General features: G+C 56.5%; 18 protein-coding genes. 3 read left to right on the top strand and 15 right to left on the bottom strand.

The window, feature by feature from the left end; genetic code table 11:
• Positions 1-17: 17 nt before the first annotated feature.
• The 13 genes from wzyE to trxA all read right to left on the bottom strand — a co-directional run bounded on the left by wzyE (position 18) and on the right by trxA (position 14,224).
• Complete coding sequence (gene wzyE / locus AC6I8D_RS00685) at positions 18-1,361, bottom strand: ECA oligosaccharide polymerase (protein WP_497819514.1); 1,344 nt, start codon at positions 1,359-1,361, stop codon at positions 18-20.
• Positions 1,358-2,425, bottom strand: coding sequence for a TDP-N-acetylfucosamine:lipid II N-acetylfucosaminyltransferase (gene wecF, locus AC6I8D_RS00680; RefSeq protein WP_312054768.1), 1,068 nt, complete (start codon positions 2,423-2,425; stop codon positions 1,358-1,360). The genes wzyE and wecF overlap by 4 nt, the downstream gene beginning before the upstream one ends.
• Positions 2,422-3,672, bottom strand: a complete 1,251-nt coding sequence (wzxE, locus tag AC6I8D_RS00675) for a lipid III flippase WzxE (RefSeq protein WP_312054770.1) — start codon at positions 3,670-3,672, stop codon at positions 2,422-2,424. The genes wecF and wzxE overlap by 4 nt, the downstream gene beginning before the upstream one ends.
• On the bottom strand, positions 3,672-4,802 hold the full coding sequence (rffA, locus tag AC6I8D_RS00670; protein WP_312054772.1) for a dTDP-4-amino-4,6-dideoxygalactose transaminase: 1,131 nt from the start codon (positions 4,800-4,802) through the stop codon (positions 3,672-3,674). The genes wzxE and rffA overlap by 1 nt, the downstream gene beginning before the upstream one ends.
• Positions 4,789-5,496 carry a dTDP-4-amino-4,6-dideoxy-D-galactose acyltransferase gene (rffC, locus tag AC6I8D_RS00665; RefSeq protein ID WP_069728609.1) on the bottom strand — a complete coding sequence of 236 codons (708 nt, stop codon included), beginning with the start codon at positions 5,494-5,496 and terminating at the stop codon, positions 4,789-4,791. The genes rffA and rffC overlap by 14 nt, the downstream gene beginning before the upstream one ends.
• Entirely contained in the window at positions 5,474-6,355 is an 882-nt protein-coding gene (gene rfbA / locus AC6I8D_RS00660; RefSeq protein ID WP_312759229.1) for a glucose-1-phosphate thymidylyltransferase RfbA, read from the bottom strand. Before rfbA ends, rffC begins: the two co-directional genes overlap by 23 nt.
• Positions 6,356-6,373: 18 nt before the next feature.
• Entirely contained in the window at positions 6,374-7,444 is a 1,071-nt protein-coding gene (gene rffG / locus AC6I8D_RS00655) for a dTDP-glucose 4,6-dehydratase (protein ID WP_497819513.1), read from the bottom strand.
• A complete protein-coding gene (gene wecC, locus AC6I8D_RS00650) occupies positions 7,441-8,700 on the bottom strand; it encodes a UDP-N-acetyl-D-mannosamine dehydrogenase (RefSeq protein ID WP_312054780.1) in 1,260 nt (419 codons plus the stop codon). The genes rffG and wecC overlap by 4 nt, the downstream gene beginning before the upstream one ends.
• Entirely contained in the window at positions 8,697-9,827 is a 1,131-nt protein-coding gene (gene wecB / locus AC6I8D_RS00645) for a non-hydrolyzing UDP-N-acetylglucosamine 2-epimerase (protein ID WP_312054781.1), read from the bottom strand. The genes wecC and wecB overlap by 4 nt, the downstream gene beginning before the upstream one ends.
• 10 nt (positions 9,828-9,837) lie before the next feature.
• A complete protein-coding gene (gene wzzE / locus AC6I8D_RS00640; RefSeq protein WP_312054981.1) occupies positions 9,838-10,908 on the bottom strand; it encodes an ECA polysaccharide chain length modulation protein in 1,071 nt (356 codons plus the stop codon).
• Positions 10,909-10,911: 3 nt separating this feature from the next.
• On the bottom strand, positions 10,912-12,000 hold the full coding sequence (gene wecA / locus AC6I8D_RS00635) for a UDP-N-acetylglucosamine--undecaprenyl-phosphate N-acetylglucosaminephosphotransferase (RefSeq protein ID WP_312054782.1): 1,089 nt from the start codon (positions 11,998-12,000) through the stop codon (positions 10,912-10,914).
• Between the two features lie 280 nt (positions 12,001-12,280).
• Positions 12,281-13,540, bottom strand: coding sequence for a transcription termination factor Rho (rho, locus tag AC6I8D_RS00630; RefSeq protein ID WP_031375060.1), 1,260 nt, complete (start codon positions 13,538-13,540; stop codon positions 12,281-12,283).
• Positions 13,541-13,891: 351 nt separating this feature from the next.
• On the bottom strand, positions 13,892-14,224 hold the full coding sequence (gene trxA, locus AC6I8D_RS00625) for a thioredoxin TrxA (RefSeq protein WP_003851963.1): 333 nt from the start codon (positions 14,222-14,224) through the stop codon (positions 13,892-13,894).
• 117 nt (positions 14,225-14,341) lie between these two features.
• Between trxA and rhlB the strand changes: the two genes are divergently transcribed.
• Complete coding sequence (gene rhlB, locus AC6I8D_RS00620) at positions 14,342-15,634, top strand: ATP-dependent RNA helicase RhlB (RefSeq protein WP_031375061.1); 1,293 nt, start codon at positions 14,342-14,344, stop codon at positions 15,632-15,634.
• Between the two features lie 7 nt (positions 15,635-15,641).
• Positions 15,642-17,126, top strand: a complete 1,485-nt coding sequence (gene gppA, locus AC6I8D_RS00615; RefSeq protein ID WP_312054785.1) for a guanosine-5'-triphosphate,3'-diphosphate diphosphatase — start codon at positions 15,642-15,644, stop codon at positions 17,124-17,126.
• 58 nt (positions 17,127-17,184) lie between these two features.
• Here the strand turns inward: gppA and rep are convergent, their stop codons facing one another.
• Positions 17,185-19,206 carry a DNA helicase Rep gene (gene rep, locus AC6I8D_RS00610; protein ID WP_312054787.1) on the bottom strand — a complete coding sequence of 674 codons (2,022 nt, stop codon included), beginning with the start codon at positions 19,204-19,206 and terminating at the stop codon, positions 17,185-17,187.
• A gap of 75 nt (positions 19,207-19,281) precedes the next feature.
• Here rep and ppiC point away from each other — a divergent pair, with 75 nt between their 5' ends.
• Positions 19,282-19,563, top strand: a complete 282-nt coding sequence (gene ppiC / locus AC6I8D_RS00605; RefSeq protein ID WP_031375064.1) for a peptidylprolyl isomerase PpiC — start codon at positions 19,282-19,284, stop codon at positions 19,561-19,563.
• Here ppiC and AC6I8D_RS00600 read toward each other — a convergent pair whose 3' ends face one another.
• Complete coding sequence (locus tag AC6I8D_RS00600; RefSeq protein WP_312054789.1) at positions 19,564-21,624, bottom strand: AsmA family protein; 2,061 nt, start codon at positions 21,622-21,624, stop codon at positions 19,564-19,566.
• Between the last annotated feature and the right edge of the window lie 60 nt (positions 21,625-21,684).

Below are 21,684 nucleotides of genomic sequence, written 5' to 3'. Positions count from 1 at the left end.
TCAATCCCAGAGGTTAATCAGGAGGGGCTATGCAGCACCCGCTCGCTGCGATCGCGAATTAAACCGGCGCGATCCAATAACCAAAATAGTAATTTAGCCACGCCCAGACAGGCGGCAAAAATAATAGCGAAAAACACCACGCGTGAGCCAAACGCATCCAGCCCTTCACGCGCCAGCACGATCATGTTGAACACCGCGCCAAAACAGAAACTTTGCAGAATAGCTCCGCTGTAGCGATTGGTTTCCTGGCAGCCACGCGCATAGAGCGCATCGAAGACTTTGATAATCATCCCCACCGCCACCGCGCCGATCGGAATCGCCCAGACGCCGCCCATTACCACCAGTGAACCGATCAGCGTCGGCGAAATCGCCAGTCCCGAATGGTTATTCAGCACTTCCCAGGTGAAGTAGTTAGCGCTGTTCAGCACCGCCAGCGGACGATCCGGCCACAGCCAGCTGGGAATAAACACATAAAAATCACGCCAGAGCGGCGCCAGCCCCTGGAACTCAATTTTGGCATAGTTATCCAGCAGTAATGCCAGGTTCTCCCAAGGCGAGAAGGTATCACGCGTCAGGTAGAGAAAGGTATAAAAGGCTTCATCGCCCATCACGTCGAGGTTATAACGGCGCAGCGCCAGCCAGAACATGCCGGCAATCGCCATCACACCTGCGGTTGCTAGCATCCACAGGGTAATCCAGCCGCGGGTGATGCCGATAAACAGAAACAGGGCAAACGCGATAATGATATTGGCACGGGTTCCGCCGACCAGCGCGTAGGTCAGCAGACCAAAAGCGACGGTCACCAGCAGAAACAGCAGCCAGTTGCGTCGTGACGGACGCAAAAAATAGGGGATCAACATCGCCGGAATAAAGAAGTAGAAGAAGCGCTTGAGCGCCACGCCAGAGACTTCGCTGGAGAAGATCTGGTTATAGGCGGTCAGGCGGAACAGCAGAAAGCCGTTGTGGATGAAAAAAACCGTCACGGTGCCCAGCGCCACCAGCGCCAGGATCACGCAGGTCAGATGAGTTTCGACCCGATTCATCTGCAGCCAGGGTTTAGCCGGCGGGGCGTTAGCGGGCCGCAGTCGGACCTTATAGCTGACGTAATAGAGGGCATAAAATCCGGTGGCCGACAGCAGCGCCTGCAGCAGAGACGCCACCGGCACCACCTCAACATTAAAGCGGAGCACCAGCACGCTGGTCAGCGGAAACCCGAAGTAAAAAGTCAGTAAGAACAGCAGTGTGAAGAACAGATGGAAGTTAAAACGCACGCGCTTAAACTCCCGCCAGGTCAGGGTGAGAATAAAACCCAGCGACAGCAGGTAGACCGCCAGCAGACCGCTAAACTGCATCAGGCTCATGACAACTCCCCTTCGCTGAGGCGTAATGCTGAGCGCCATCCGGCCAGATAGCCGGGCGCAAAAAAGGCTATCGCCTGTTTGTCGCAGCTCGCTAACTGACGACGCGCCTCGCTAATCACCGCAGGCGTGAGTGCATCTTCGCTGAACAGCACCGGCAACTGCTGCTCCGCCACATCACGCCAGAATGGGTTTTTACGACTCAGCACAAAGGGCACGTTGGCCTGGATTAACAGACACAAGGTCCCGATCCCCTGCTGACGTTCAAACATAAAATAGCCGACGTGGCAGCGCGCCAGCAGCGCTAAATAGTCATCAAACGCCATTTTCTCATCAATCAGCTTCACCTGTCCCTGCGGAAACAGCGCCTCAGCCGCCGCCCTCACCTGACTGATATAGGCCTGATTGTTCGGCGGATAACCCAGCGGTACCTCAATACGCAGCTGGTCGCCAAACTGCGCGTGAATCGCCTTGAGTCCGTCGATATGGCGGTTGCTCGGATCGCCTGAATTCCCCAGCAACAGAGTAAACGTCGGATCGGGCGCAGCATGGACCGCCACATCCGGCATGCGGGTCGGGAAATAGAGTAACGAACCGGGTACCCGGCGATGGCGTTGCTGGTAATGATGCAGATCGCCGCGCGTGGCAAAAACGTGCGCCACTCGCCCCTGCGCCATCCGGCGCAGAAAATAGAACAGGCGAAACTTCAGGCTGCGAGAATCTTCATACAGATCTGCGCCCCACACGTGCCAGAACAGCTGGGAACGATGCAGCTTGCCGCTGAGTAACGCCAGCCAGAGCCAGGGATTGAACTGGCCGTGGCAGAAGAAGCGTTGCTGACGCCGCCTGGCACGCTGCAATACCGCCTGCGCCAGCGCTTTTTTACTGGCAAAGCACTCAATCTGTAAGGCGCTGAACGGCGAAAAAATCTCAGGCTGTGGCGTTACCACCATAAAATGGCGTGGCGTAGCCGTGGGCTGTTCAACGCTCAGTACATCGTTGAAGAAGCGCAGCACCGTGAGGTTGTGGTGGGGAATATCCGATCCCAAAACGTGAATTAAAGTCATTTTTTCCGGCAATAAATCATAAAAGCGCCACAACACAGGGCAAAGTAAGCCATATAGGTAAACATGTAAGCCTGCGCCGCCCCCGTTGCGCCCTGTAACGGAATTAGCCAGCGCGAGAACAGCGTCAGCAATACAAACTGGCTGATCTCAGTCAGAACATAAAAGCGCAGCGAGGCTTTGGCGATCACCAGATATCCGAAAACATAGGCTCCCACTTTAAAAACATCGCCACACAGTTGCCAGACAAACAGATCGCGCATGCCACGGAACGCGTCGGAAAACAGCAGGCTGATGGCAACATCCCGCAGGATCCAGACCGCGAAACTGGCCACCGCCACCGCCGGCAGCACAAAGCGCAGCGCCCGGCCAATTTCCTGTGCAATATCGCGTTTGTTATCCAGTCGCGCCAGCGTCGGCAGCAGCCAGACGCTGAAAGTGGCGGTAATAAATTGCAGATAGGCATCGGAGATACTGGTCACGCCCTGCCACAGTCCGACCTGCGCCCAGCCTTGCTGCGCCGCCAGCAGGTTACGCATCATTACCCAGGCCACCGGTAGCGTCACGGTGGTAATCAACGCCATCAGGGTATATTTAGCCAGATTACGCGCCAGCTCGGGCTGCCATTGCGGACGCAGCCAGCTGAGCGGCAAGGGTACGCGGCGCTTCAGCAAGATCACAGCCGGCACCAGCAACAGGGCCGGCACCAGCGCCAGACCGATCAGTGCGCCCTGATAACCACCCAACCACCAGCACAGCAGATAACCCACGACGCCAATCAGGCTGCCGAGAATCAGCGCCAGCGCATTGCCGCGCGCATCACGATACCCTTTCAGCAGCGCCAGACTAAAGTTCGCCCACGCGATACCGAGCTGAAGAAACGCCACCACGCGGATCACGTTCTGATAGCGATCGTGACCAAAAAGCGCATTGCTGATCGGGCCTGCCGCCAGCAGGAACAGCAGCGCCAGCACGCCGGAAAAGCCCAGCACCAGGGTTGAGGCGGTGCCAACCAGCGCTCGTAACCGCTCGGGCTGCTGCTGATATTGCGCCACATAGCTGGTGACGCCGTTGAAAATTCCGGCCCCCGCCAGCACACCCAGCACGGTGATCAGCTGACGAAAGTTACCCGCCTGACCGACGCCCTCCGGCCCGAAGCTGACCGCCAGCAGTTTGACCACCAGCAGTCCGGCAACGATTTTTACCAGCGTGGACGACGCGGTCCACACTGAAGCTTTGGCCAGTGACATCAGGAAAAGAAGCTCAGCAGCGAGCTGATAACCGTGCTCTGGTTGTTATCCGACAGGTTATAGAACAGCGGCAGGCGCAGCAGGCGTTCGCTCTCAACGGTGGTGAAGCGGTCGTCGCCAACAAACTGCGAGAAACGCTGGCCAGCCGGCGAACTGTGTAGCGGAATGTAGTGGAATACCGTCAGTATCTCGGCCTCTTTCATCCAGTTAATCAGCGCCTGACGATCGTCCTGATCGCGCAGTTTGATATAGAACATATGCGCGTTGTGCTCGCAGCTGGCGGGGATTACCGGCAGCGCGATTCGCCCCTGCTCTGCCAGCGGCTGTAACGCATCATGATAACGTTGCCAGATGCGCAACCGCTGCTGGTTGATACGTTCAGCCGCTTCCAGCTGCGCCCACAGATAGGCCGCCTGCAAATCGGCCATCAGGTAGCTCGATCCCATATCGCGCCAGGTATATTTATCCACCTGACCGCGGAAAAACTGGCTGCGGTTAGTGCCTTTTTCACGAATGATTTCGGCACGCTCGACCAGGCTGGCGTCATTAATTAAGGTCGCCCCGCCTTCACCACCGGCGGTATAGTTCTTGGTTTCATGGAAGCTGAAACAACCAATGTGACCTATGGTGCCCAGCGCACGGCCTTTGTAGCGTGACATCACGCCCTGCGCCGCATCTTCAATGACAAACAGCTTATGATTCGCCGCCAGCGCCATTATGGTGTCCATTTCACAGGCGACGCCGGCGTAGTGCACCGGCACAATCGCGCGGGTTCTTTCGGTGATGGCGGCTTCGATCAGCGTCTCGTCAATATTCATGGTGTCGGGACGCACATCGACAAACACGATGCGGGCGCCGCGCAGCACAAAAGCGTTGGCGGTAGAGACGAAGGTATAGCTCGGCATGATCACTTCATCGCCCGGCTGCAGATCGATCAACAGCGCGGCCATCTCCAGTGACGCGGTACAGGAGGGGGTCAGCAGCACTTTTTTACTGCCAAAGCGCTGCTCCATCCACTGCTGGCAGCGGCGGGTAAAACCGCCGTCTCCGCACAGCTTGCCGCTGTTCATCGCCGACTGCATGTACTCAATTTCCGTGCCCACAACCGGGGGTGCATTAAATGGAATCATGACCTTTCCTGTAGAACCAGTAGGCGGTGCTGTCGATACGGGCACCGCTGCGTAAATAGAGGCGCATCGCCGTGAGATTACTGAGCTGAGTGGCGACCCGAAGCTGCGCCAGTCGCCGCACCCGCGCCCAGTCCGCTGCCGCCAGCATCAGCCGTTGGCCCAGTCCCTGGCCCTGCGCGTCAGGCAGCACCGCCAGCAAACCGATACGAGCGTCGCCGTCCACTTCACGCAACGAGACGAAGCCCTGTAGCTGGCCTGCCGCATCCGCAGCCACCAGGCATTGATGATCAAAGGTGCCACGCACCGCGTTTTCAATCCACTGGGCGTAGAAACGACCGCTGGCGTCGGGCGCATACCACGGCGCACGAAAGCGACTCTGACTGAACAGCTGTGAGGCCGCCTCGCGCAGGGCCGGAATTTGCGCCTCGCGTGCAATGCGAATGCCGACCTGTCGTTCGGTCTGGTTAATCGGCAGCGTCAGATCCGCTTCACCTTCCACCAGCTGGAACCGGTGCTGCTGCAGCGTATCAATCAGCGCGGTCTGGCTGGCGGGCACTTTGACCTGCAGCAGCGCGCAGGGATGTTGCAGCGCTGCATCCAGAGCGGTGTCACCGTTAAGATCCAGCCGTACGGTCTCAACACCGAAGAACTGACTCTCCCAGCGAAGGGGATTAATATTGACGTGGACGGGCATGTAACAGATCCAGCAGGTATTGGCCGTAGCCGGTTTTAGTCAGCGCTTCGCCTGCCGCACGTAGCTGGTCATCACTCAGCCAGCTGTTACGCCAGGCGATCTCTTCCAGACAGGCGATCTTGAAGCCCTGACGTTTTTCAACCGTCTGCACAAACATGCTCGCTTCCACCAGGCTGTCATGGGTGCCGGTATCCAGCCACGCGAACCCGCGTCCCAGCAGTTCGACGGTCAGCTCACCGCGCTCAAGATACATCTGATTAATGGCGGTGATTTCCAGTTCACCGCGTGGCGAAGGCTTAACCTGTCTGGCGAAGTCGACTACCTGATTATCATAGAAATAGAGGCCGGTGACCGCCCAGCGAGACTTCGGCTGTTTTGGCTTCTCTTCAATAGAGATCGCTTTAAAATCATCATCAAACTCCACCACGCCGAAGCGTTCGGGATCCATCACCTGATAACCGAACACGGTCGCGCCGCGGTTCTGCTCTACCACTTTTCTTAGCTTCGGACTGAATCCCTGGCCGAAGTAAAGATTGTCGCCCAGTACCAGGCAGCAGTTATCATCGCCAATAAACGATTCACCGATGATAAACGCCTGCGCCAGACCGTCCGGATGGGGCTGAACCGCGTAACTGAGCCGCAGACCAAATTCCGCTCCGTCGCCCAGCAGGCGCTCAAATTGCGCCCGATCTTCCGGCGTGGTAATCAGCAGAATATCGCGGATACCCGCCAGCATCAGTACTGACAGCGGGTAGTAGATCATTGGTTTGTCATAGACCGGCAGCAGTTGCTTAGAAACTGCACGGGTGATGGGATGTAACCGCGTTCCCGATCCTCCGGCTAAAATGATGCCTTTCATCGCTGCTCCTTTCGCTGATTATTGCGATAAGCCGAGGCGCTCACCACGGTAGCGCCCGTCGAGAATGGCCTGCCACCAGTCGGGATTCGCCAGATACCAGGCGACCGTTTTACGCATGCCGCTTTCAAAGGTTTCCTGCGGCAGCCAGCCCAGTTCACGCGCGATTTTGCTGGCATCAATGGCGTAGCGCTGGTCATGGCCGGGGCGGTCGGTTACGTAGGTGATCAGGTCGCGATAATGGGCCAGCCCCTGCGGTTTTTGATCTGCAGCCAGCTCTTCCAGCAGGCTGCATACGGTTTCCACCACCTCAATATTGCGTCGCTCATTATGGCCGCCAATATTGTAGGTCTCGCCAGGCTTGCCATGACTGACCACCTGATACAGCGCGCGGGCATGATCTTCGACATAGAGCCAGTCACGGATCTGTTGTCCGTTGCCGTATACCGGCAGTGCTTTGCCCGCCATGGCGTTGATGATGGTCAGCGGGATCAGTTTTTCCGGAAAGTGGCACGGACCGTAATTGTTTGAACAGTTGGTGACCAGCGTAGGTAAACCGTAGGTTCGCAGCCAGGCCCGGACTAAATGGTCGCTGCTGGCTTTACTGGCAGAGTAAGGGCTGCTCGGCGCGTAAGGGGTAGTTTCGGTAAAGTATCCCTGACTATCATGCAGGTCGCCGAACACCTCATCGGTAGAGATGTGGTGAAAGATAAAGGCGGCTTTGCGCGCGGCATCCAGCGTCTGCCAGTAAAAACGCGCCGCTTCCAGCAGCTGGTAAGTCCCGACAATGTTGGTTTCGATAAAGGCGATCGGTCCGTCAATAGAGCGATCCACATGACTTTCCGCGGCAAGATGCATCACGCAGTCGGGTTGATGATGGGCGAAGATCTGATCGAGCGCCGGCCGGTCGCAAATATCAGCCTGCTCAAAGATAAATCGTGGCGAATCGGCGACGCTGCTCAGCGAAGCAAGATTGCCGGCATAGCTGAGTTTGTCGACCACCACCACCTGGTGGTCCGTTTCGGCAATCAGAAAACGAACCAGCGCCGAGCCGATAAAGCCGGCACCGCCAGTAATCAGAAAACGTTTCATCGCCAGACGCCTTTGGTATCGACCACCCACTGCTGGCGCACCCCGGCGGCATCCACTGCGCGGAAAGCACGATGATCCACCAGCATTACCAGGATATCGGCCTGTGCCAGCGCCTGCTCACTGGAGACCAGCGTGGCTTTATCCCTGAGGGACGCCGGAATCTGGTCGATGTGCGGTTCAACCACCCAGGTGCTGCCGCTGTGCCAGTCAGCAATCAGTCGGGCGACACCCATCGCCGGGCTTTCGCGCAGATCGTCAATGTCCGGCTTAAAGGCCAGACCGAAGCAGGCAATGGTCAACTCAGTGGCACGCTTACCGGTTTGCGTCAGGCTATCCGCCAGCGCCGTTTTAACCTGATCCAGTACCCATTGCGGCTTAGCGTCATTGACCTCACGCGCCGTGCGGATCAGGCGCGCCAGCTCAGGATTTTGCGCCACAATAAACCACGGATCGACGGCGATGCAGTGACCGCCGACGCCCGGTCCGGGCTGCAGAATGTTGACGCGCGGATGGCGATTCGCCAGCGCAATCAGTTCCCAGACGTTAATCCCCTGAGCGGCGCAAATCAGCGACAGCTCATTCGCAAAGGCGATATTAACGTCACGGAAGCTGTTTTCGGTCAGCTTACACATCTCAGCGGTGCGGGCGTTGGTTTCCACACATTCGCCTTTTAAAAACAACCGATAGAGTTCACTGGCGCGGGCCGAACAGGCTGGCGTCATGCCGCCAATCACCCGATCGTTATTAATCAGTTCCACCATCACCTTACCCGGCAGCACCCGCTCCGGACAGTAGGCGATATAAATATCGGGCGTTTCACCGTGCTGCGGGAAACGCAGATCGGGACGCGCAGCGGCCAGCCAGTCAGCCATCTGCTCGGTGGTGCCAACTGGCGAGGTTGATTCAAGAATCACTAAATCGCCCGGCTTCAGCACCGGCGCGATCGACTCCGCTGCAGCCTGCACGAAGCGCAGATCGGGCTGATGGTCTGCCTGAAAAGGCGTCGGCACGGCGATAAGAAACGCATCGGCGGCTTCCGGCTGGGTTGTCGCCCGCAGATCGCCGCGCGTGACGGCGGCGTGCACCACCTGGTCTAAATCAGGTTCTACGATATGAATCGCACCGCGATTGATGGTTTCAACCGCCCGGGCGTTGATATCCACCCCCACTACTTTTTTTCCCTTTGAGGCAAAAACGGCTGCCGTTGGCAGCCCAATGTATCCCAGTCCAATCACGGAAATGGTTTGAAAACTCATAAGTCGGCTCGGTTATCTTTTAAGGCTTGCAAAATACGGCCACAGGCTTTGCCATCGCCATACGGATTATGGGCATGGCTCATCGCCTGCCAGGCATTATCGTCCGTCAGCAAGGTGCTGACCTCGGCTACGATTCTGTCGATATCCGTCCCCACCAGTTTTACCGTACCCGCATCGATCGCTTCGGGCCGTTCAGTGGTATCGCGCATGACCAGTACTGGTTTGCCCAGCGAGGGCGCTTCCTCCTGAATGCCGCCCGAATCGGTGAGAATCAGCCAGGCGCGGTTCATCAGCCAGACAAAAGGCAGGTACTCCTGGGGCTCGATCAGAATGATATTTTCAATGCCGCTGAGTATGCGGTTAACCGGCTCGCTGACGTTGGGATTGAGGTGCACCGGGTAGACGATTTGCGCCTCCGGATGCTGCCGCGCAATCTGTGCCAGTGCGCTACAAATCCGCTCAAAACCGTCACCGAAGCTTTCACGCCGATGACCGGTCACCAGCACCAGCTTCTTGCTGGCGTCGAGAAACGGATAGCGCGCCGCCAGCTGGGCATTCAGATTGCAGTCATCCAGCACCCGATCGCGCACCCACAGCAGTGCATCAATCACCGTGTTGCCGGTCACCACGATGCGCGCATCCGGCAGGTTTTCCTGCAACAGGTTCTGGCGCGAACGCGAGGTTGGCGTGAAATGGAGACGGGCAAGATGGCCGGTGAGTTTGCGGTTCCCCTCTTCCGGCCACGGTGACGCCAGATCGCCGGTGCGCAGTCCGGCCTCAACATGGCCGACCGGGATTTGCTGATAAAACGCCGCCAGGCTGGCCGCTAAGGTGGTGGTGGTGTCGCCATGGACCAGCACGATGTCTGGTCTGAAGTCGAGCAACACGGTTTTCATGCCCTCTAAAATGCGGCAGGTGATCTCGGTCAGCCCCTGCTCAGGACGCATAATATTCAGGTCATAGTCCGGCTGCAGCTGAAACAGGCGCAGTACCTGATCGAGCATTTCACGATGCTGTGCCGTGACGCACAGACGCGAGTCAAACGCCGGATCCTGCGCCAGGGCCTGAACCAGGGGCGCCATTTTAATGGCTTCGGGACGGGTACCAAATACTGTCAGAACTTTCACACTGTTTCTCTCAATGACGCTGGTCTGACATCAGACGCGGACGACGTGCCAGCGCCACACCAGCCCCAACCAATGCCCCTACGGCACCCCACATAATCATCATGAACAGGCGGCGTGGACTATCACGCGACACCGGCTCTTCGGGGGTACGCAGGTAACGGTAAGTCTGGAATTTACTGTTCAGCGTCGGGCCGGCGACCAGCGTGGTCAGCATGGCTCTGTTCTGATCATAGCTTATATCGAAGTTCGGGCCGGTGGCGCGCAGGGTCTCGAGCTGCCCTTGTAAAACCGGCTTGCCCAGCAGAAACAGGTCGCTGTCCGCCAGGTTTTCGCCCGCTTCGCGCGCCTGTTTTTCATTAATGCCTTGCTGGCTGGCAATCTTCAGTGCCTGTTCCAGACGATGCTGCTGACGCTGAAACACCGCATTGGCCACATCTTCCTGCCGCTTAACCTGCGCCTGAAGCTGAGCCGTCCGCGCCTGCCAGGCCCCTTTGAACTCTTCGTTCAGATGACGGGCTGCACGCTCACTGGCGTAGGCAATGTACTGGCGCAGCAGGTTATTCGCATCGCCGGCGGTTTCTGCTTTTAGCCGCACGTTATCCGGCAGGTTGTGCGCCGCATCGGCGGGCGTGAACAGAATATTGCTGATCATATCGTCAAGCAGCGCAGCATCGTTGTGCGCATTACCGGTTTTTCGGCTTTTATAATAATCGGTTTGCTGCCAGAACTCGCGGCGTGTATCCCACGAGGCTAGCTGCATGGTGAATTCCTGATAGACCTCATCCATCACCGTGGGCGACGGAGCGGTCAGCGTCAGGGCGTTGTTACGCACATCCAGATTGGCGAGGAACTGCTGCTGCGCATAGTAAGATCCAAGCATGTTCACCGTCGGACGATCGGTGACCGCCGTGGTGCTCCAGACTTGTTTCATCAGCAGCGTCGCCAGCCAGGCGACCAGCGCAAACAGCAGCGCCAGTCCGACAATCCAGCGCTTGCCACGCCATAAACGGCAACATAAGCCGCGAATATCCAGTTCGTTGTCCACAATTTCAGCAGGCATGGCAGCGTTATCCTTTGTCAGCGCTTAGCGGGGTAAGTTTTTTTTGGCGTCGCGGTAATGGCTCAGACGGCGTTTGATCCGCCGGACACGTCGCGCCACGCGCCACGCATGCTTCAGGCAGTAGCCGTAAACCATAAAGGCCACCAGGAACAGCAGCAGCATCACCCATTCGGGAATGAACGCCAGGTATTCGCCTAAAACGCCGATACCGGCGAGGATCGCGGCGGCAACGGTAATCAGGACAAAGGCCTGACGCGAGCTAAAACCGGCGCGCATGATCAGATGGTGAATATGCTGGCGGTCAGCAGAGAACGGGCTCATGCCTTTACGCAGACGGCGATACATAATCGCCACCATGTCCATTAATGGAATGGCAATCAGCCACAGTGCGGTCACCGGCGTAATCGGATGGCTCAGGCCCTGAGTGGTTTCCAGCAGGATCCAGATGATGGTGAAGCCAATCATCGTACTGCCCGCATCGCCCATAAAGACTTTGAAGCGACGGCCGAGGAAGCCGAGGTTAAGCAGGATGTAGGGCAGCGTGGCGGCGATCATCGCAAAACACCACATGGCGAGGCTGGTCTGGCCATCAAAGTAGAGGATGATGCCCATAGCCGCGAAGGTCACCGAGGAAAGTCCGCCCAGCAAGCCGTCAATCCCGTCGACCATATTAAAGGCGTTGATCGCCGCCCAGACGGCAAACAGCGTCAGCACGTAGCCAAACGGCCCAACGATCAGTTCAAACGGGCCGACGATAAACCCGAGGCTAAGCAGATAAAGTTTGGCACCGACCATCATCACAACCGCGACCATCGCCTGCACCACGGCACGGATTTTCACGCTGATATCGAAACGATCGTCCAGCGCGCCAACCAGCACCAGTACCCCGGCGCACCCCAGATAGAGCAGCGCATGCGGCAGATAATAATTGGTTATCGCGAAGGTGAAGCAGATACCTGCGAACACAGAAATGCCGCCAACCAACGGAATCGCGCCATGATGACGTTTACGTGAGTTAGGCTTATCAACTAAACCAATTTTTTTAGCTGCTTTTCGAGCAAAAAAGAGGAAAGCCAGGGAAAAGAGAAAAATTAAACCAAGCTCAGTACTCATAGTGAGTAAATTCACGTTAAACGCTCTCAGCTAACATCCCGGGCAACAATACGCGAAAAAGTGCGTTCATCGCTGCGTCGGATTCCGAATTCTGCATAAAGAGATGCACGAACGGTCATTAATTCGTCACCACTACCACAGTCATTATAAATGCTCCTGTCAGTGTTCAATCCTATAGCTCACAAATGAAAAACGCCACGTTGAGACGTGGCGTAAGGTCGATTTTCTGCGCATTTAAGCTAAAAAAGCCGAATCTGTGGTTCGGCTTTACAGTATCGGATTAGGAACGCTTCATCATATCGAAGAATTCATCGTTGGTTTTGGTCATCGCCAACTTGTTGATGAGGAACTCCATCGCGTCGATCTCGCCCATTGGGTGAATAATCTTACGCAGGATCCACATCTTCTGCAGCTCTTCCTGAGAGGTGAGCAGCTCTTCTTTACGGGTACCAGAACGATTGTAATCAATCGCCGGGAAGACGCGTTTTTCTGCGATTTTACGTGAGAGATGCAGTTCCATGTTACCGGTACCTTTAAACTCTTCGTAAATCACCTCATCCATCTTCGAACCGGTGTCTACCAGCGCGGTCGCGATGATGGTCAGGCTACCGCCCTCTTCCACGTTACGTGCCGCACCGAAGAAACGCTTCGGACGGTGCAGGGCGTTGGCATCGACACCACCGGTCAGGACTTTACCTGATGCCGGAACCACGGTGTTGTATGCACGTGCCAGACGGGTGATGGAGTCAAGCAGGATGATCACGTCTTTCTTGTGTTCAACCAGACGCTTGGCCTTTTCAATCACCATTTCAGCAACCTGAACGTGGCGCGAAGCGGGCTCATCAAAGGTAGAGGCGATAACTTCACCTTTGACCAGACGCTGCATCTCGGTGACTTCTTCCGGACGTTCGTCGATCAGCAGCACCATCAGGGTGCAATCCGGGTAGTTGTACGCCAGGCTCTGCGCGATGTTCTGCAGCAGCATGGTTTTACCGGCTTTCGGCGGTGCCACGATCAGGCCACGCTGACCACGACCAATCGGTGAAGCCAGGTCCAGTACACGTGCGGTTAAATCTTCCGTTGAGCCATTACCCCGCTCCATACGCAGACGTTTATTCGCGTGCAGCGGCGTGAGGTTTTCGAACAGAATCTTATTACGCGCGTTTTCCGGCTTGTCGTAGTTAACTTCATTAACTTTCAGCAGCGCAAAATAACGTTCACCCTCTTTTGGGGGACGAATTTTGCCAGAGATGGTGTCACCTGTGCGGAGGTTGAAGCGGCGGATTTGGCTGGGGGAAACGTAGATATCATCAGGACCGGCGAGGTAGGAGCTGTCTCCGGAACGGAGGAATCCAAATCCATCCTGCAGTATCTCCAGCACGCCATCACCGAAGATGTCTTCGCCGCTTTTCGCGTGCTGCTTCAGGATGGAGAAGATAATGTCCTGCTTGCGCATGCGAGCCTGATTTTCCAGCCCCATATTTTCGCCGAGAGTAATCAGCTCAGCAACCGGCGTATTCTTTAATTCGGTAAGATTCATAGTGATGGGTTCTTAAACTCGGGGTAATACTCGAAATGTTTGTCGTGAATGGTATGGCAATTAATCCATGCCGTTAATGGCTCTTTTCGACTCTTCTCGACGATCATCGTCTGGGATGGCGACCTGGAAGCGAGGAGACGGTCGATTGCGATGCCAGAGTTGGAGCTAACCGTCAGATTGCTAAACCGTTCTATCTCTATAAGGTACAGTGCGACAGGGTTTAACAAGGGAAAACTTTAGATGCTAACTACAAGGTAAGTTCGTAATGCAGTATTGGTAACTTAGCACGCCTGAAAGCGAACGTCCAGCAGCAGGAGATAAATTCACCACTGCCGAACGTTCAGCCCTGAATTACGCCAGGTTGGCGTTCAGGAACTCTTTCAGCTGGCCTTTAGACAGCGCGCCCACTTTGGTCGCGGCGACTTCACCATTTTTAAACAGCAGCAGCGTCGGGATACCACGAATGCCGTATTTCGGTGCCGTGCCTGGGTTATCATCAATATTCAGCTTAGCGATGGTCAGTTTGCCATCATACTCTTCTGCAACTTCATCAAGGATTGGGGCGATCATTTTGCAAGGACCACACCATTCAGCCCAGAAATCTACCAGTGTAACGCCGTCGGCTTTCAGCACGTCGGTGTCGAAACTGTCATCAGTCAGATGAACGATTTTATCGCTGCTCATGTTTTACTCCACAAGATTATGCCTGGCGAATTGGCGTAATATAAACCAATGTAGGTTGACTTTATTTCATCGGATACGCTTTCGTAAAGCGATAGTAAGCTGATATTCTACCACACTATGAGCAAAACACACTTAACTGAACAGAAGTTTTCCGACTTCGCCCTGCACCCAAAAGTGGTTGAAGCCCTTGATAGTAAAGGCTTTCAATACTGCACGCCGATTCAGGCGTTAGCCCTGCCCTTTACGCTTTCCGGGCGTGATGTTGCAGGCCAGGCGCAAACCGGTACCGGCAAAACGATGGCGTTTCTGACGTCAACGTTTCATCATCTTCTCTCTCATCCTGCGGCCGAAGGTCGTCAGGTTAACCAGCCGCGGGCGTTAATTCTCGCGCCAACGCGTGAACTTGCAGTGCAAATTCATGCCGATGCAGAACCGCTTACCGCCTCAACGGGCCTGAAGCTGGGTCTCGCTTACGGCGGTGATGGCTACGATAAACAGCTGAAAGTGCTGGAGCAAGGCGTCGACATTCTGGTCGGAACCACCGGTCGTCTGATCGATTACGCGAAGCAAAACCACGTTAACCTCGGTGCCATTCAGGTGATGGTGCTGGACGAAGCCGACCGCATGTTCGATCTCGGCTTTATTAAAGATATCCGCTGGCTGTTCCGCCGGATGCCTGCGGCGACTCAGCGCCTCAGCATGCTGTTCTCCGCTACCCTCTCTTATCGGGTTCGTGAACTGGCGTTTGAGCACATGAACAGTGCTGAATATGTTGAAGTGGAACCGGAACAGAAAACCGGCCACCGCATTCAGGAAGAGCTTTTCTATCCGTCTAACGAAGAGAAAATGCGCCTGCTGCAAACCCTGCTGGAAGAAGAGTGGCCGGATCGTGCCATTGTGTTCGCGAACACCAAGCACCGTTGCGAAGATATCTGGGGCCATCTGGCTGCGGATGGTCACCGTGTCGGCCTGCTGACCGGCGATGTCGCTCAGAAGAAGCGCCTGCGCATTCTTGACGACTTCACCAAAGGGGATGTGGATATTCTGGTTGCGACTGACGTTGCCGCCCGTGGTCTGCATATTCCTGCCGTCACCCACGTGTTTAACTACGATCTGCCGGACGATTGCGAAGATTACGTTCACCGTATCGGTCGTACGGGTCGCGCAGGTGCCAGCGGACATTCTATCAGCCTGGCCTGTGAAGAGTACGCACTGAACCTGCCGGCGATTGAAGAGTACATTGGTCACAGCATTCCGGTCAGCAAATACAACAGTGATGCATTACTGACCGATCTGCCGCCGCCTAAACGCCTGGCGCGTAGCCGCACCGGTAACGGTCCGCGTCGCGGAGGAAATAACGCCAATCGTCGCGGTGCGCCACGCAACAACAACCGTAAACGTTCGGGTTAAGCTCACCATGCTAAGCGCATCGTCACTTTATGCTGCGATTGATTTAGGTTCTAACAGCTTTCATATGTTGGTGGTGCGCGAGGTGTCTGGCAGTATTCAGACCATCGCGAAAATTAAGCGCAAGGTACGCCTTGCGGCCGGTCTGGATAAAAGCAACCATTTGTCAGCTGAGGCGATGACGCGCGGCTGGCAATGCCTCAAACTGTTCTCTGAACAACTGCAGGACATCCCTCTCGATCAGATCCGCGTGGTGGCGACCGCCACGCTGCGTCTGGCAGCGAATGCGCAGGAATTTCTCGACACGGCGCAGCAGATTCTCGGCTGTACCATCAACGTGATCAGCGGTGAAGAAGAGGCGCGCCTGATTTATCAGGGCGTGGCGCACACCACCGGCGGTTCCGATCAGCGTCTGGTGGTGGATATCGGCGGCGGCAGCACTGAGCTGGCGACCGGTGATGGCTCGCACGCCACGGTGTTGTTCAGCCTGTCGATGGGCTGCGTCACCTGGCTGGAACGCTTTTTCAGCGATCGGCATCTGGCAAAGGAAAACTTTGACCAGGCTGAACAGGCGGCACGTGAAATGATCCATCCGATTGCCGCGCAACTACGGCAACAGGGCTGGCAAGCCTGCGTCGGCGCCTCGGGCACAGTACAGGCGCTGCAGGAGATCATGGTGGCGCAGGGCATGGATGAGCGTATCACCCTGAATAAACTGCAGCAGCTAAAGCAACGTGCTATTCAGTGCGGCAAGCTGGAAGAGCTGGAAATTGAAGGGCTGACGCTGGAACGGGCGCTGGTGTTTCCCAGCGGCCTGTCGATTCTGATCGCCATCTTCCAGGAACTGAGTATTGATAGCATGACGCTGGCGGGCGGCGCGCTGCGTGAAGGGCTGGTCTATGGCATGCTGCACCTGCCGATCGATCGCGATATCCGCACCCGCACGCTCCAGAACGTGCAGCGTCGTTTTAGCATTGATGTTGAGCAAGCCGATCGGGTCCGTCAGCTGGCAGAAAGCTTTTTCCGTCAGGTCTGTACGCTATGGAAGCTGGATCAGCGCTGTCGTGACCTGCTGCTCAGCGCCTGCGCTATTCATGAAATTGGCCTGAGCGTCGACTTCCGTCATGCGCCGCAGCACGCGGCTTACCTGGTTCGTCACCTCGATCTGCCTGGCTTTACCCCGGCGCAGAAGAAGTTGCTGGCCTGTCTGCTGCAAAACCAGAGCGGCAGTATCGACCTGGCGCTGCTGACGCAGCAAAACGCCTTACCGCCGCGGCTGGCGGAACGGATGTGTCGTCTGCTGCGTCTGGCGATCATCTTCTCCAGTCGCCGTCGCGACGATACCCTGCCTGCGGTCCGGCTGCAGGCCGACGATGATGCGCTGCATCTGACCTTGCCGGCTGGCTGGCTGGAGGCGCATCCGCTGCGCACCGAGCTGCTGGAGCAGGAGAGCCATTATCAGTCCTATGTACACTGGTTATTGACCCTGTCGTGATCGGGCGTGAAGTCAGCATGAGGCGAACCGCCGTCGCCTCAGCGCTTTACCCGCCGGCTTAGCCTTTCTTCGCCTTATCCAGCATCGCTCGCAGGCCCGCCACGCGGCTCTGCCCGGTTTTCATCCGCTCTTCAGCACTGACCACTTTGCGCTCCGTTTCCCACTGCAGATCGTCCTGCGGCAGCTCCAGCAGAAAACGACTCGGTTCGGGCCGCACTAACTCGCCATATTGCCGACGTTCGCGACATAAGGTAAAGGTCAGCTCCTTCTGCGCCCGGGTGATGCCGACGTAAGCGAGACGCCGCTCCTCTTCGATGTTGTTCTCATCAATACTGCTCTGATGCGGCAACAGTCCCTCTTCCATCCCCACCAGAAACACATAGGGAAACTCCAGACCTTTAGAGGCATGCAGCGTCATCAGCTGCACCTGATCAAGCTCTTCGTCGCTTTCCCCGCGTTCCATCATGTCGCGCAGGGTAAAGCGCGTCACCACCTGCGCCAGGGTCATCGGCTCATCCAGATCGCTGCCTTCCAGCATCTCCGTCATCCACTGAAACAGCGTATTGACGTTCTTCATCCGCATTTCTGCCGCTTTCGGACTGCCCGACGTTTCAAACAGCCAGCTTTCATAATCGATGCCGCGAATCAGGTCGCGTACCGCATTGACCGGCTCGCGTTCGGTCAGCTGGATAATCTCATGCAGCCAGTGGGTGAAGCGTTGCAGATGTTCCAGCCCGCGCCCGCTCAGCGTCTGCCCCAGCCCGACATCAAAGCTGGCGTTAAACAGACTCTTATTGCGCAGGTTGGCCCATTCGCCCAGTTTTTGCAGCGTCGCCGGGCCAATCTCGCGGCGCGGCGTATTCACGATGCGCAAAAAGGCGCTGTCATCGTCGGGATTGGTCAGCACGCGCAGATAAGCCAGCAGGTCCTTGATCTCCGGGCGAGAAAAGAACGAAGTGCCGCCAGAGATGCGATAAGGAATACGGTTCTGCATCAGAAACTTTTCAAACACCCGCGACTGATGGTTGCCGCGGTAGAGAATCGCGTAGTCTTTGTACTGCGTCTTGTTGATAAAGTGATGAGCGATCAGTTCACCGGTCACCCGCTCCGCTTCGTGCTCTTCACTGTTGGCGGTCACCACCTTCAACTCGCTGCCCTGGCCCAGTTCTGAGAATAAGCGCTTCTCAAACACGTGTGGATTATTGGCGATCAGGATATTCGCGGCTTTCAGGATGCGCTGGGAGGAGCGGTAATTCTGCTCCAGTTTCACCACTTCCAGCGCGGGGAAATCCTCTTTCAGCAGCACCAGGTTTTGGGGTCGCGCCCCGCGCCACGAGTAGATCGACTGATCGTCATCGCCCACCACGGTAAAGCGCGCCCGCGCGCCAACCAGCAGCTTAACCAGCTCATACTGGCTGGTGTTGGTGTCCTGATACTCATCCACCAGCAGATAGCGGATGCGCTGTTGCCAGCGTTCACGCACCTCCTGATTACGCTGCAGCAGCAGCGTCGGCAGCAGGATCAAATCGTCAAAATCCAGCACGTTACAGGCTTTAAGATGCTGGTCGTAAAGCGCATAGCAGTGGGCGAAGATTTTATCGCGCTCCGATTGCGCCAGTGCGGCCGCCCGGGGCGGATCGACCAGATCGTTTTTCCAGTTTGAAACGGTAGAGATCAGCTGTTGCAGCAGGGTCTTATCCTCTTCCAGCCACTCTTTGGTCAGCTCTTTCAGCAGGCCAAGCTGATCCTGATCGTCAAACAGCGAAAAGTTGGACTTCATGCCCAGCGCCGCGGTTTCACGCTTGATGATTTCCAGCCCCAGCGTATGGAAGGTCGAGATCATCAGGCCGCGCGCCTCTTTGCGGCCCAGCGTCTGCGCCACGCGCTCTTTCATCTCTCGTGACGCTTTATTGGTGAAGGTGACCGCGGCGATATGGCGCGCCTGGTAGCCACACTCGCGAATCAGATGGGCGATTTTATTGGTGATTACGCGGGTTTTGCCCGATCCCGCGCCCGCCAGCACCAGACAGGGACCGGTAACAAATTCGACGGCGCGTTGTTGGCTGGGGTTTAAACGCATAGGAAAAATCGCTCAGTTGAATCAAAAGAAAGGGGTTTATACTGGGCGGCAATTATACACAACCGAGATAGCAACATGGCGAAAACCGCGGCGGCTTTACACATCCTGGTAAAAGAGGAAGCGCTGGCAAAAGAGATTCTGGCGAAACTGGCTAAGGGCGGCAACTTTCAGCAGCTGGCAAAGAAGCACTCAACCTGTCCTTCCGGCCGCAATGGCGGTGATTTGGGGGAATTTCGTCAGGGACAGATGGTGCCGGCCTTTGATAAAGCGGTCTTTACCTGCCCGCTGTTAACGCCTTACGGGCCGGTAAAGACCGGTTTTGGTTATCACATTATCAAAGTGCTCTACCGCAGCTGATTATTTCTGCTGCTTCATCTGCTGCAATACGGTGCTGCACTGGTTGTCGTCGTTATCACTCGGCGAGATCAGTGCCAGCAACGCCGCAGCCGGACCGACCACGGTGCCCAGCGCCACTGCCGCTGCACCACGGGCCAGCAGCGGACCGGCTTTCACGCCAGCATCCGGATTTTTAAAGGTGCCGCGTACATAGAGCGGTGAACGCAGGGTGATGATGCGCACCCCTTTACTCTCCGGATTGACCGAAAGATCCATCCGCTCGGTGGCAAAGTTGGCGTTGCCGGTGACGTTAATCACCGCATTTTCGGTATCAAACACAAACAGGTTTGGCGTCGCCAGACCGTTTTGCAGTTTGATATCGGTAGCGGCGCAGTTAATCCGTACCTGATCGTCGCCAAACAGCTTGCCTACCACGTAGTTACCGACGTTCAGTCCGGCAATCTCCATCAGGCTACGGCTGATCACGCCGTCGTTCATCAGCAGCTTCAGCTGGCCGTTACTGGTCGCCAGCAGATCGGCCACCGAGTTACCGGTACCGGTGAAGCTGGCATCACCGTTTAGCTGGCCGAGACTGTTTTGCATCGCCTGAACATCCGGGAATAGCTGACGCAGGCGCAGCTTACGCGCATGAATATCAGCCCGGCCGCGCATCGGCGAGCGATCGCCTTCCAGCCGGATCGTACTGTTGAGCGTGCCGCCCGCCATGCCAAACCGCAGAGGATCGAGCAACAGATCGCCATTTTTTAGCTGCAGATGGGTGTAAAGGTCGCTCAGCGGCAGTGAATTGCTGTGTTCAATGCGTTTCCCACTGAACTTAACGTCGGCATCCATCACGTCCCAGTTTTTAGTGTCGAACCGATCGTGTGGCAACACCCGATCGGCCGGCTGGTTCGATTTCTCACCGCGCCGCGATTTTGCCTGCGCGGTTTTGTCGCTGCCTTTACCGGAGTCGACCCCAATCAGCGGCCCCAGATCGGCCATCCGCAGTTGGTCAGAGGTCAGCTCACCGCTGAGTCGGGGGCGCGGTTTGCCCTGGCTGTAGGTCAGCGAACCATGAATATCGCTGTCGCCAATGTGGCCGTTAAATTTCTGATAGTGATAGACCGCGCCCTTATCGTCGTTGAATTTCGCGATCAGATGGCCATCGGTTTCGTACGGCGGCGTATCAGGCAACAGCACGCCGGTCAGCCCATACAGATTCGCCAGCGTGTCACCGGAGAAGCGCAGTCGCACATCCAGTCCGCCGAGGTTCATCGGGTCTTTCACCCCGCCGGTCACCTGCACGCGCGTGGTGCCGTTGCGGATATCAGCCTGCACCGGGAACGGCGTCGTCTGGCTGCGCAGCGACAGCATTCCGCCAATCTTGCCTTCGCCGTTCAGCTGCTCGTCGTTATAGGTTCCGCGCGCCTGCCAGCCGAAGACAAAGTCACCTGCGCCCTGCTGCTTATCGTCACCGCCCGCGATCTGACCATACGGCACCGGTTTACCCAACGGATTAACCTGTACCGTCACATCGGCATGGTTAATCGCATCGCGATAGCGAATCTGGCCCTGATCGAACAGGATGTTATCGAGGCGGAATGACCAGGCCGAAGGTGCCGCCTGCTGATCGTTGCTGTCGCTGTTGGCGAGAGTAAAAGTCCAGTTATTTTTCTTATCCGCGGTCTGAACCAGCCGCGCATCGGGCCGCTGCAATTTAATCCACGGGATGAACAGCTCTTTATGCAGTAACGCCAGCGGAGCCAGCGTGGCATCGACCCGCTGCAGATGCACCATAGTCAGGTCAGGAATATCGGGCGGATTGCCTAGCATGATATCTTCCGCATGCACCTGCGGCCATGGCACCCAGCGCCGCCAGCCCTGCTCCTGCGGATTGCGCGCCCAGTCGACGCCGAGATCGCCGCGTATCGCAAACGGACGATTGAGTTCGGTGGTGACTTTCTTATTGATGGTGGGTTTCAGGCGGTTCCAGTCAAAGGTGGCAATCACCACAATGACGATCACGATTAACAACAACAGAATTCCTGCAACCCAACTGACTATTTTCCCGGTACGCGACATTGCGCTTTCTCCTTGCACTTTCACGGTCTCCGTTAAAGATAGTCGAGACCGTGGGCAACG

It is taken from the genome of Pantoea sp. X-Soil-MYKO-1785, assembly GCF_059730675.1.
Note: the sequence above shows the minus strand (reverse complement) of the source record. Positions and strands in the feature narration are given on the sequence as shown.

Bases quoted from the DNA above. Each gene is read 5' to 3' on its own strand.
- wzyE (WP_497819514.1), bottom strand. From the start codon at position 1,361: ATGAGCCTGATGCAGTTTAGCGGTCTGCTGGCGGTCTACCTGCTGTCG.
- wecC (WP_312054780.1), bottom strand. From the start codon at position 8,700: ATGAGTTTTCAAACCATTTCCGTGATTGGACTGGGATACATTGGGCTG.
- gppA (WP_312054785.1), top strand. From the start codon at position 15,642: ATGCTAAGCGCATCGTCACTTTATGCTGCGATTGATTTAGGTTCTAAC.
- wecF (WP_312054768.1), bottom strand. From the start codon at position 2,425: ATGACTTTAATTCACGTTTTGGGATCGGATATTCCCCACCACAACCTC.
- rho (WP_031375060.1), bottom strand. From the start codon at position 13,540: ATGAATCTTACCGAATTAAAGAATACGCCGGTTGCTGAGCTGATTACT.
- rhlB (WP_031375061.1), top strand. From the start codon at position 14,342: ATGAGCAAAACACACTTAACTGAACAGAAGTTTTCCGACTTCGCCCTG.
- rffA (WP_312054772.1), bottom strand. From the start codon at position 4,802: ATGATTCCATTTAATGCACCCCCGGTTGTGGGCACGGAAATTGAGTAC.
- AC6I8D_RS00600 (WP_312054789.1), bottom strand. From the start codon at position 21,624: ATGTCGCGTACCGGGAAAATAGTCAGTTGGGTTGCAGGAATTCTGTTG.
- rffC (WP_069728609.1), bottom strand. From the start codon at position 5,496: ATGCCCGTCCACGTCAATATTAATCCCCTTCGCTGGGAGAGTCAGTTC.
- wecA (WP_312054782.1), bottom strand. From the start codon at position 12,000: ATGAGTACTGAGCTTGGTTTAATTTTTCTCTTTTCCCTGGCTTTCCTC.
- rffG (WP_497819513.1), bottom strand. From the start codon at position 7,444: ATGAAACGTTTTCTGATTACTGGCGGTGCCGGCTTTATCGGCTCGGCG.
- ppiC (WP_031375064.1), top strand. From the start codon at position 19,282: ATGGCGAAAACCGCGGCGGCTTTACACATCCTGGTAAAAGAGGAAGCG.
- rep (WP_312054787.1), bottom strand. From the start codon at position 19,206: ATGCGTTTAAACCCCAGCCAACAACGCGCCGTCGAATTTGTTACCGGT.
- rfbA (WP_312759229.1), bottom strand. From the start codon at position 6,355: ATGAAAGGCATCATTTTAGCCGGAGGATCGGGAACGCGGTTACATCCC.
- trxA (WP_003851963.1), bottom strand. From the start codon at position 14,224: ATGAGCAGCGATAAAATCGTTCATCTGACTGATGACAGTTTCGACACC.
- wzxE (WP_312054770.1), bottom strand. From the start codon at position 3,672: ATGTCACTGGCCAAAGCTTCAGTGTGGACCGCGTCGTCCACGCTGGTA.